Raw genomic sequence first — 12585 nt, 5'->3', positions numbered from 1 at the left:
TCGACAACCCGGTCCGGTTCGAAGGCGAGGGAAGACCGGGTGTCGGGCAAGTGGTGAGCTGGTTCAATCCGGATGAAGTCTGGGCTCCGGATCTCAACGTCGAAGCCGGTGGGTGGCAGGGCGGGGCGTCGCAATCGCTGTCCGTTGGCGGTAACTGGTGCCGGTTCAGGCAGACCATCACCGACACGGCGGACGGCGCGACGGCTTCCGATTGGGTTGAGAGCGGGCGCTTCGAAGTCCGGCCGCCCACCAGCCCGACCCAGGCATCGAACTCCCGATGAGCGGTCATTAAACCTGTCGGTTCTGACAGTAGACGACTTGGGCTCTCAAGCGCCAAATCACGTTAACCAAACGCTCGGCCTGACGGCTTCGTCGGGCCGCTCCGGGCCGTTATCGAATTCGAGGACTCGTCCATGGCTGACCCCCGTCCCGCTTTACAGCTGCTGAATCAGGTGTTCAGTGACCAGCAACTCACCCACTACGCGGCGCTGCAAACGTACCTCGAAGAGGGCGGTTCGATCTTTACGCTGGTGGAAAAGGGCGTACAGGGGGTGGTGAGAGACTTTGGCGTGAGCCCCGATGACGCCCTTCAGCTGTTACGGCACCTCAACAGCATGGCCATTTATCTGCGGCGTCAGTTCATCGAACACAGCCTGTACGGTTCTGCAAAAGAGTGGCGGCGGGCAAGCAGTGGCTTGCTGTCGATGGTTCAAGGCCCCAGTTTCGAGCTCTTGTTCAACCCCCGCTTCGACAGCTTGTGCCCACCCCAGGCCCTGGAGTCTATCGCGTCACCCGTGGCGTATTTGATTGAGTTGATGCGGTGGATCGAGCAACGCATCGAAGCGGCTTCAAGCGACGCCAGCAAGTTGCCGTTGCATGACCGGCGCAAAGACCTGAAGCCGCTGAGCGTCGATTTCAATGCGGTGCATCAATCGGTGTCGTCGGTGGACATCATCGTCCCGGTGCTGGAGAAGTTCATCAATGTGCCTGCGGCGGACCTTGAGCAGGCCATGATCGAGGCGCGCTATCCCAATGGGCTTCCTTACTTCCAGCATTGGGTCACGGTGGATACGGTCACCCGTCACCATGGCCTGTCGGTGGGCAGTTTTGCCCAAAGCGTGAGCCCGTCCTTTCCGTATTTTTTCCAGACCCAGGCCTGGTACAGCGATGTGGGCCCGGCCCTGGCCCATGCGTCACGGCTGGGACCTTATCAGCGATGGTTGCTTACCGAACCGCCCTTCACCAGTGCGAACCGCACAGCCTTCTATTTGGAGAACTTCGGGGCTGGGGAGCAGGCGTGGGAAGAGCTTGATCAGGTGTCTTTCTTCGGTGAGCGAACCAAGCTCGACACCCAGGGGCTCGAGGCTTTGCTGTCGGTACGCGGCTTTGCGCCTGCGCGTTCGGCCAATGTGACCTACTCGTCGCAAACGGTGCCTGAAGACCCGGAAAGCGGGCGCTCCGGTTCGGTTTACCTCAACGCCAATGCCCACCCCGCTGTCCATATTACCGGTAGCGGAGAGGACAATTCGTTTCTTCATAAACTCTCCGTGAGCCCAGGCGACGCCGCGGGACTTGCGCATTACGACCGAATGAATCGCAAGTTGCGCCTGGATCAATGGCTGGCGCTGCCCAGCGAGCAGGTGGATGCGCTGCTGGTGGCGGCCATCAAGGCTGAGGTGCGCGGTGGTGCGCCGGCCGATAGCTGGTGGATCACCGAACAGGTCGTGCATGCCCTCGGGCTGTTTCAGTCGCTACGTGAGCGCTGTGAATGCCCGGTGAACGACTTTGCCGTGTTTATCGACGAGTTGTCGGTTTACGGTCGCGGTGAAGCACTCTCCCAATTCGATCAGGTCTTCAATGGCCAGGGCGATTACCGTGACCCCTTGAAGCTCGACGACGGAACGTTTCCGATCGTGCCGGCCCCTGAGGTGCCCGACCTGACCGTCAGCCAACTGTGCAGCGCGTTGGGCATCGACCTGCAGACCTACAACTACCTGGCCCTGGCGATTGCCAACGCCCATGGCATCACCGGCGACAGCCTGCCGCGTAACCTGGCGATCATGTCCAGTTTCTACCGCATGGTGAAGCTGCCCCGGCTGTTGGGCATCACCCCGGTCGAAGGCGTGCTGATGCTGACGGTGCTGGGTGGGGCGCCTTGGCTCAACGGCCTGGCGGGTGTGCCCCTGATCAACTCCACCGCAAGCGAAAGCCCGGATGTGCTGAATCTCATCCATGCCATGCAATTGTGTGTGGACTGGTGTGCCGATCACGACCTGCCGGTGCTCTGGATGGTGCAGCAGGTCTCGCAGCCTTCCGTGCCGGACGCCTCCCTGGACGCTGAGGGTCGGCTTTTTGAGCAGGTGCTCAACCTGTTGTCCGGCGCACTGCTGACCCACTCGGCGATCCTGATGGGCGGTGTGCCGGCGATGGCGGGCGCCAGTTGGCTGGAACTGCTGGGGATGCAGACGACATTGGTCGAGTCCGATGGGCTGGTGAAGTCGCGCACGGGAACAGAGGCTCGATACCTGGACTTTGCCCGAAGAGAGCTTGATCACGCCGTGACCATCGGCCTCGGTGAACAATATGAACTGGAGCGCCCCGCCATCGTCGAGCGGCTGCTCGCTGTGGTGTTGGAGGCCAGGGACGCCCAGGTGTCGGTGGTCAAGGAGTGCCTGGCGGTTTACACGAGTATCGGTGCCGAGCAAGCGCTCGAGGTGCTGGCGTGGGCCAATTCAACGGTGAGCGGCCTGCTGCGCCTGGTGCTTGAGCGCGACCTCTCCAATGTTGAAGGTTTGGTGAAGGGCCGCAACGCATTGGCTGACCCATTGCTTGCGCTGTTGGCCGATGTGCTCCGTCGCAGTGCGGTGGTGGCGAAACTGGGGCTGAGCGCCGAGGTGTTGCGCGACTATCTGGATTACGGCCATAAAGCCTGGCTGGACCAGGACGACAAGCACGCGTTCACGGTGCGCACGCTTTATTACCTGACCACCCTCAACCGTGCGTTTGAATTGAGCGAGCAACCGGCGCAGACGCTGCTCGACTACCTGCGCGAGGTCAATGCGCTGCCTTCTCCGATAGGGGGGCATGCCCTGCGTCTGGCCGAGCAAGCGGCGTCCATCCGGCTGGCCGGGTTTTTTGACTGGAGCGTGCAAGAGGTGCGTGAGTGCGTCAGCCGCATCGAGTCCGGGCACAAAATCCTGAAGAACCTGCCCCAACTGGATCTGTTGATGCGAGTGCGGGTGCTGGCGGCGCGCACCGGCATGGATGCCTTGACGATTTTCCTGATGGGCAGACTGCCGGAAGAGGTCGACAAACCCGCCTACAAGGACGCCGCCGAGCATGCGTTGCTGAGCCTGTCCGAATCCGATCGGCCGCTGGTGACCTTCACCGGGGATCTGAAGCAGCTCGTTACCGTGACGTGCGACCCGGACAATACCGAAGTGGTGGCGGCGCCTGGGGGAAAAATCACCTTCACCGTCACCCTTATGGACAGCGACGGGAAGCCGTTGAGCGGAGTCAACGTTTACTGGAGCGCCGAGTTGGGAACCATTGAAACCCAGGCGACGAATATCGACGGCGTGGTTGAGGCCGATTACATACCGGGCAAGGTGACGGGGTGGGATACGCCGCAATTCTGGCTCGATCTGTTTGAGCGCGAGTATGCCCCGACCGTCGAGGTCACTATCGATACTCAAAACATAGCCATCCCATCACGGCACATGTCACCGGTACCTCTGCAAGCGGTACCTGCCGGTCAGGAAGTCGAACTCTACGCCACCATCAAGGACATCCATGGAAACCTTGCGAAAAACCATCTGACGCGCTGGTTAACCACGGCTATGGATGGTGGTGAAGGCACGGTGGTTTATCGACCGGATCAGAGCTACACCAACCAGGAAGGCCGGGCCCGCACATTTGCTTCCAGCCCTACCGGCGGAAGGTTCAAGATCAGTGTTGCCCCTGAAGGTGGCGTGTTAGCTGATTTTCCGCCCATCACCTTTGAAAGTGAGGAGCAAGTCCCATGACACGGAACACGATGAGTGACTTGCTCGAAAAACGCCGGACCGCCCTGATCGAATACAGCCTCGGGCATGTTGGTAAAAGTGGTGCGAATCCTCCCTACAACTTCCTGCGTACCCCGGCGGACCTGTTCGAATTGCTGCGCCTGGATCCCCTGGACAGTTACCCGGTGCAGAGCTCCTGGGTCGCCGAAGCGACCAGCTGCGCCCAACAGTTCATCCACGCCGCCTACCGCAAGCTGGAACCTGGCTATGCCGACACCGAGTTCGACAAGCGGGACCTGGCCACCTGGGAGCTTTACAACAACTACCCGGATTGGTCGGCGTTGCAAATGATCGCCCTTTACCCGGAAAACTTCATCAACCCCTTCGTGCGGCAGCGCAAGACCAGTCTGTTCAAGACCCTTGAAAACAACCTCAACCAGGCACGCCTGAACAGCGATTCCGTTCAGATCGCTTTGCAGGAGTACCTGCAAACGTTCGAGCAAACCTGCAACCTGGAGGTGCTCAGCAGCTACATGGACAGCGTTTCGCCCGCGCGGGCCGACTACTACTTTGTCGGCCGTCAGCGAGTACCGCCTTACCAGTATTTCTGGCGCAAGGCCGAGGTCGAGCTCTCCTCCAGTTGCACCGCCATTAACCCGGCGGCGTGGAGTGAATGGCTGCCGGTGGATACGCCCACGGGCGTGATGGTGATGGACATCCGGCCGGTGTTCTGGAGTGGGCGACTGTGCCTGGTGTGGGCCGAGTGGCAGTACAAGGTCGAAAACGAGGACGAGAGCCGCGAGGTCAATGTAAGCCTGCCGCACCGCCTGGATATCAAAGTGGCGTTCATGGCCCAGAATGGCCGATGGTCGGCGCCGCTGAGCCTGCACAGCAGCGTGCAGGACGACGACCTTTCCCAAGGCGCCCGGTTGATTGCGACGGTGTGGGCCGACCCTTACAACCCCAAGGGCAAGCTGGGCGTTTTTCTGACCAACAACGAGGATTCCCTCAAGGTGTTTGCGGTGCGCGATGTGCTGTTCCGCCCTGTGGCCTGGGACGATGGCGGCTGGTTGGAGCACGCGGCGCTCAAGCGTTTTGTCACGGCTGAGACGGTGCAACATCCGCTGATGAATCAGCCGACCATGGTCACTGTCGTGGACAGGCCGGGCACGATGACACCCTTCCTGAGTCTGCAGGCTGCGGTGTTTCGCGTCGATGGCGACGATGTGCTGGTGGTCTGCGGTTACTGCCGGCCAACGGGTTTGACCGGAGGCGATGTCACCCTGGACTTGACGTTGGTCAATCCCACCGAAGATGATCCACCGGATCTCTCGGAGGCTTTTCCCGTTGCTGGTGGCTGGAGTACCGAGTGGCGGGTTTATAGACGGGAGCGCGGTTCATGGTCGCAGCCGACCACCTTTACGTTGGGTACCTCCTCGGGTGCGCAGGGCCAAAATAAGTTTCAACTCACCATTATCAATGTGACGAGTTTCCCCCCTGTCTCCCTGCTCAAGAACAGCCTCGATGCAGCGCAGTTTCTCTCCCTCAACCAGCCCGAGCTGACCCTCAAGTACGCCCGCCTGAATTCGCTGTTCGGCCCCGAGCTGGTGCAGCGCTCGAATATTTCCGTCGAGGCGGTGCTGGATTGGGACACGCAATTTCTGTCGGAGCCGCCCCCGGAAACCAAAACGATCAGTGAGCCCAACGGGGCCTTCGATGGCGCTAACGGTCTCTTTTTCTGGGAGCTGTTTTTCCACCTGCCGCACCTGGTGGCGACGCGCTTGCGCGCCGAGGACCGCTTCCTGGAAGCGCAGAACTGGTTGCATTACCTGTTCGACCCGCAAGCGCCGGCCGACCCTGGCAACGACCCTCAATACCCGAATCCCAAACCGGCGTATTGGCGCTGCCGCCCCTTGAGTAGCGCTGGCAACCTGGGCTGTGAAACCCAGGCCCCCACTGACCCCGACGCCATCGGCTATTCGGCGCCCAGGCACTTTCAAATCCTGGTGTTCTCGGAGTACGTCAAGAACCTGATGGCCTGGGGAGACTGGTACTACCGCCAACTCACCCGTGACAGTCTGGTAGCGGCCAAGCTGTGTTACGTGCAGGCCGAATTCCTGATGGGCAAAGCACCGGCGGTGCGAACGGTCAACCGCTGGGAGACCGACACGGTGGACAGCTTGATCAACAAAAGCACGTCGCGCCCGGCCCTTGAACAGTTCGAGCAAAACCTTGCCTTCAGCCTGGCGGACTTTCCCGCCGCCTCCGAAGCACCGCCGCTGCTTGGGTTGTTGGCCAACGAGCCCTTCAAACAACCGATCAATGAGCAGTTGCTCGCACTGTACGACTTGCCCGGCCAGCGCCTGCATAACCTGCGCAACAACCTCACCCTGGACGGCAAACCACTGGAGGTGCCGCTTTTCAGTCCGCCTACCGATCCCAACGCCTTGTTGCGCGACCTGGCGGCCGGCGGTGCCGGTGCGCCAAGGCCCATGGGCGGCCGATTGGTGGTAGGGGCGTTCCGCTGGCGCACGACGTTCGAGGTGGCATTGCGCGCCGTGCAGGCGCTCCAGGATCACGGCGCCCAGGTGCTGCGTTTGCTCGAACAACGGGACCAGGCCGAGCAGCAGGAACTGCAACAGAACCATCTGGTGGAGTTGGGAGCCTATGCCCAGACGGTGCAGGAAGAGAACATCAGTCAGCTAGAGGCGAGCAAGACCGCGCTGGAGCAAAGCCGGGCGGTGGCACAGGAGCGGGCAGCCGCTTATGGACGTCTCTATGAGGAAAACGTGTCGAAGGTTGAGTACGAGGTCATGGAGAGCCTGCAGCTTTCCAAAGCGCTGTCGTTGACGTCGGCCAGCATCAAACCCGCGGGCGCTGTGATTGCCTCGCTTCCCACCATCTTCGGCCTGGCCAACGGCGGGCATCGTCTCGACAAAATCGCCGACGCGGTGTGTTTCGGCTTGGATATAGCCGCCTCGGTGATGCAAATGGACGCCGACAAACAGGCTACCACCGAGAGTTACCGTCGTCGGCGCGAGGAGTGGAAGCTGCAACGCGATCAGGCGTTGGCGGAAGTGCGTGCCATTGACGCGCAAATCGTCGCCCAAGACCACGCCGTGCAAGCCACCCAAACCACCCTGGAGCAAACCCTCGTGGCCAACAGTCAGGCTTTGACGGTTTACAACTTCATCAAAAAGCGCGCGACCAATGCCGAGCTGTTCGGCTGGCTGCTGGGCCAGTTTAAGGCGTTGCACTATCAGGCCTACGATGCCGTCGTCAGTCTGTGTCTCAGCGCCCAGGCCTCGCTGAGTGCTGAAACCGGTGACTATGATTCGCAGATGCCCTTGCCCCAGGTCTGGCTCGATAACCGCCACGGTCTGACGGCAGGCGAGCACCTGCGCGGGCATTTGATGCGCATGGAGCGCGAGTACCTGCAACGCTATGAACGGCGGTTGGAACTGGTCAAGACCATTTCCTTGCGCCACTTGTTCGACGATGCGAGCGACCCGCAGACGGGTATCGACAGTTGGGACAGAGCGCTGGTGCAGCTAAAAAAAGGCACGCTGGAGTTCAAGCTCTCTCAACTGCTGTTCGACCGCGACCACCCGGGGCACTACTGCCGGCAAATCAGCTCGGTCGAGGTCGACCTGCCCGTGCTGACCGGACCTTATGAACATGTACGTGCCACCTTGCTGCAGATCAGCAGCATGACGGCTACCAAGGCCTCCATTCCGGCAGTGGAGTACTTGCATGACCCGGCGGGTAAAGTGGCGCCTTCCGATGTGCAGATCAACCTGCGCAGCGGTCAGCAGATCGCCTTGTCGATGGGGCTGGGCGACCACGGCATGGTGGCGATGAAATCCGATGACAGCATGCTCAACCCCTTCGAAAACACCGGGGTGGTTTCGCGCTGGCTGTTGAGTTTTCCAAGGCCGGAAAAGGAACCGCAGAAAAGTATGCTGCTGTCGTTGACGGACATCATCGTGCGCATCCGTTACATGGCCAGGGCTGGCGAGCCGCCGTTTGTGCGGGCCGTCGAGGATCAGATCACCAAGACTGAAATCACCCCCCCCTCCTCAACCGTCGAAGGAGCAGGCCGTCATGAATAAGCCGATTATCCTGGCTAATGAAAATCTGGTGCTCAATGGCGACTTCGCAGACTGGATCGAACACTGGATACGTGGACCGATTCTGGGTGACTTGGGCACTGGGATGGAATGGTATGACGGGGAGGGCCAGTACATTAGTTTTCTGACTGCCGGCGATGGGGCTTCGGTCAGTCAGGCGCTGATGGCGCCCAAGGACCCGGGGGCTCAAGCTCGTTACATCCTCACCTTCCTGTGCGAGACGAGGCATACCGAACCGGGCAGGCTGGTCATTAGCAGCGATAAACAGCCGCAGGAGCAGGAAGTCCTGTTGCCGCGGGGAGCGGCCCGGGATGTGGAGGAGGATCAGGCACGGCTGAGGGACGGTCAGCCGCTGGATTACAGACCGATTGCCTACGACGTACCGTTGGAGCTGCCGTTCAACGCTCAAGACACCCTTACGGTGAGTATTTACAGCCCGCGAAACGCCCCGGATGACGACCTCTCGGCCATCCGTATCACGCGCATCAACCTTCAGCTGCACCTTGAGCCAGCGCTGATGCAAACGTTCAAGCTTGATGAGCAAACACTGCCGGTAACCGGGCCTTTATACGTGTGCCTGGGGGCCTCGGGTGACTTGGCTCATCAGCTGGAGTTTGTTCCCGATCCGGGCAATGCCTGGGCCGGCACCCAAGCCGCGTTGACCAGCGCCGACAATCCCCAGGGTGCGGTGATCGCGACTCCCGCCTGGGGCGTGGATCACCCGTTGGATTCGGCGTGGACTCTGGACTGCCCGGCAATCGGTGATGACGGTCCGTATCTGTTCTCGATGGACGTGGTCAACCAGTACGCCGCCGAGGTCTATCCGGTGCAGGTCTCCCTGGGGCACCATCGATTGGCCTTTCGTGAAGTGCTCGAGGCGGCGTATTACCCGGTGCTGGAATACGACCAAAGTGTGCGCTTGGGGGTGCAGGTCAGTTCCTATTACACCGGGCAACCCTTGAGCGACCGCACCGTGAACTGGACCTCCACGACCGGGCAGGTCAGCGGCGTTGCCGTCAGCCGAACTGACGGCTGGGCCTACTTTGATTTTCAGCCGACGCAGGCTGGTGATGTCGAGATCCAGGCGTCGGTCGAGAGCCTGTACTACGCCTCTGGCACGTTGACTCAAACCCTGACGGTGCGGGTGCTGGCCACGGACCCGTGGAAGGATGTGCTGACGGTGGTCGAGGGGGTTGAGTCGCGTTGGGAGGAAAAAACCGGCTACCCCAATCGCGGCTCGGATTATCCCCTCGACGTGAAACTGCCCGCCGCCAGTCCCTTGCAGGGGACGGATCTGTCGTTGCACTGGAGCGGTGATTCCCACGAGCAATTGGGGGTGGCTGTCAGCCCGGCCCTTGAAGCTCCGGTGCCGGTCGCCGGCGCCGAGCTGGCCTGGACCCTGACCAGCGAAGATCGTTATGACGGTCGGTTCGAGCTGCAACTGGCCTGCTCGAAACTGTTGCTGCCTTCACCGAAAAAAGCCATGTCGCTGGCGCGCAATCTGGTCCGGGTGGGCGAAGTCCGAGAGGCCAACAAGTTTCCCGTGGTGGACGAAAACGAAAGCGTGCTGTTGCGGGTGCAGGTGGTGCACTTCGTGGCCAGCGGCGACGGCGATCCGGTCATCAATGCCCAGGTCGAATGGAAAACCGGGGACCAGACGCTACCCACCGTTACCACCGGCATCGGCGGCTGGGCCAGTGTGTTGTACACGCCGCAGAGTGCGGGGGACAAAGTGGTCATCGCCAGCATCAAGGCCCACGCGCAAGCCGTTGCGGTGGAGCAGCCTTTCGATGTGACGGCGATTGCGACCAGCCCTTGGAAAAGTGAAGTCAGTATTCTGCTCGATGGCGAGGTGGTCGAGCGCAATACGCTCGGTGTGCTCTGTCGGCGCGGGCAGACGCACACACTCAAAGTCGTGCCCAACTCCGGCAGCACGTGGATCGGTAAAAACATCAGTTTGCATTGGCGAGGGGCCGCGCCGGAGATTGGCCTGGTGCCCAGTGACCTTGGCACGCCCAAGCAGTTGGTAGCGGCTGGCGCCCAATGGACGCTCGCCTCACAGGTCAATAGCAGCACCAGCAGCCTGTTTGAGCTGGAGTTGCGCCTCGAGAGTGTTTCAGTCGTCCGCGAGCTGACGGGGCGATTGGTGTCCGAGGACCTGGCGGAAGAAGTCAGCCTGAGACTCGACCAGATTGCCGCCGCACTGGACGCCCAGGCGCTTTATCCGTGCCTGGGGGCGCTTCATCGGTTTAGCGTTTTGCCCAATGCGCTGAGCCCGCTGGTGGGGTTGGAGTCAACACTGGCATGGTCCGGGACATCCGCCGAGGAATTGGCGGCAACGGTTCGCCCGGCGCTGAATCTTGCGCAACCGATCAACGACGGCGGCGCGATCTGGACGCTGGACTTTACCGCCAGTGAACAACCGGGTGAGTTTGCCCTGGCTTGGGCAGTGCCTGCGCTGGACTTCGTCGCCACGGCCAAGCCGATGACGCTGGCCCATAACAAAGTCAGGATCCAGGGCTGGCGCGAATCGCCGGTCGACCCGGTGGTCGGGCAGGATCCTGCGTGGCTGTGGGTCCAGGTGGTTTCCCACTTCACCGGGCGTGCCGTGGATCAGGTTCCGGTGACCTGGACAGCGGGCGGTTCAAGCGCACAGCCCACCGACGCCGATGGTTGGTCCGGTTTTGCCGTGGCGCCGGCCGCCGCCGGCAGCCAGGCAGTGAAGGCCTCGGTGAGCGGTCGTTACGACAGCTACGAAGAGGAGCGCAACTTTGAGGTCATGGCGCTGGCAAGTGATCCGTGGGCGGGGCTGACGGTCAGGTTCGATGGCGCACCCGCGCGACCCTGGGGCGAAAAAACCTACTTTCCGCGCCGCAAGGGCGAACATGTTTTTGAGCTGATGGCCTCCGAGAACAGTCCGTTGTTCGAGCGTGAGCTGACGCTTGGCATGACCGGAACCGGGCCCACCGAACTGGGCATCAGCTTTTTGCCTGACCCTTTGGGAATGCCTCGCGAGTTTCCCAGCGAGGGCCTGCGTTTCACGCTCAAGGCTGGCGATCTGAAGGACGGCAGCTTTGCCTTGCGCCTGGCGTCCCAGCGTCTGGCCAGCCTTTCCCCGGCGAACGCGATGTCGTTGGGCGAGGGCGAGCAAGTGCTGGAGATCCGCTGGGACAGCGGGGTTCAGCAAATACTGGACTGGGGGCAGGAGATGGTCGAACAGGTCACCGTGATCTCATCCATCAGCGGCAAGCCGATTGCCGGGGTGACTGTGACATGGCGCGGTGATGACCTAGGGGAAGTGACCACCGTGACCGATTATTACGGGAGGGCGCGAGTGCGTTATGTGCCCACCACGCCCGGCGCGGCGCAGTTGACTGCGACGGTGGGGGAAGGGCCGTACGCGGCATCGGTGGTGCTGTCGTACTTCTTGCACGAGCCCCGGGAAATCCAGTCGCTCACCAGCGATCAAGCCAATGGTCATATCGGCGAGCTGGTTTCAGCGGTGGTGACCGTGGTGTCGGCCATGACTGGCGAGCCTTTGGAGGACGTCGAGGTGCGGTGGGAGTACCCCGACATCACGATTGCTCCGACCAGGACCAATGCCGATGGGCAAACCTCGGTGCAATTCAGTCTGCCCGGAGTCAGGAAGGGGGTTCTATACGCCATTGTCACGGGGGGCTATGCGGGATGGGAGGTGGCAGGTCTGACCTTTGAATTGCTGCCCAATGACATGACATGGTTGCAGGATTTCAGACCTTACGTTAATGGCAAATCCGTAGAGTGGCCTGAAGTCAAGTTGAATGTATTCGCTGGACAGGTTTGCACGTTGAAGTTGGACTATGGGGGCAGTTGGCTGATTGGCGAGCCGGATGCCCAGATCCGTCTGCAATTCAAGCCGGGCGAAGAGGTGCAGGGTCTGGTGTTCGATCCGCCGTTGGACCAATTGGTTGCGATGGAGCAAGGCAGTACTTCCTTGAGTTGGACTATTTTTACCGACCAGGCGCAAAACAGGCCTTTTGTTCTGGAATTCGATATTCCCTTGATAACCGAAATGCCACCGTCGCCTCCTTTGCCAGGGATTACTCGCGATGAAGATAGTTGGGTGCAGGAATTCACGCTTTGGCTGAACGGAGACCCGGTCGATATGGAGTATCTGCCCTCCAGGCCGCTGTATCTGATTCATGGCAGAAGCCACGTTCTGGAGTTGAGAGTCAATGAGGACAGCACCTTGATGGACGAGACTGAAGTTGCCCTGTTCGGCACCCCACCCATCGGCTTGGGATTGGTGTTTGATCCGGGCTTGTATGTATACCGGCCAGTCACGGCGACGCCCATGGGCTGGACGATCGAGACTCAGGACCAGGCCTACGGTAACTTCGAGGTGGAACTGCGCAGCCCGGACCTGCCATCACGGACGTTACCGTGCGTGGTGAATGTCCAGCCCTAGTGGC

Annotated in this window: 3 protein-coding genes and 1 pseudogene; all 4 read left to right on the top strand. The window is 61.0% G+C overall.

Annotated elements, in window-relative coordinates:
* Nucleotides 1–281, top strand: a pseudogene (locus MA884_RS15730) (hypothetical protein); the annotation flags it as partial.
* A 132-nt stretch (nucleotides 282–413) separates the two neighbouring features.
* Entirely contained in the window at nucleotides 414–4025 is a 3612-nt protein-coding gene (locus MA884_RS15725; protein ID WP_256231377.1) for a Tc toxin subunit A, read from the top strand.
* On the top strand, nucleotides 4022–8116 hold the full coding sequence (locus tag MA884_RS15720; protein WP_256231376.1) for a neuraminidase-like domain-containing protein: 4095 nt from the start codon (nucleotides 4022–4024) through the stop codon (nucleotides 8114–8116). The genes MA884_RS15725 and MA884_RS15720 overlap by 4 nt, the downstream gene beginning before the upstream one ends.
* Nucleotides 8109–12581 (top strand): Ig-like domain-containing protein, encoded by a 4473-nt coding sequence (locus MA884_RS15715; RefSeq protein WP_256231375.1) that lies wholly within the window; start codon nucleotides 8109–8111, stop codon nucleotides 12579–12581. Before MA884_RS15720 ends, MA884_RS15715 begins: the two co-directional genes overlap by 8 nt.
* Nucleotides 12582–12585 lie beyond the last annotated feature (4 nt).

Source organism: Pseudomonas sp. Q11, from assembly GCF_024494355.1.
GTDB lineage: Bacteria > Pseudomonadota > Gammaproteobacteria > Pseudomonadales > Pseudomonadaceae > Aquipseudomonas > Aquipseudomonas hefeiensis.
The sequence above is the reverse complement of the archived record's forward strand: the minus strand, read 5'-3'. Positions and strand labels throughout refer to the sequence as shown.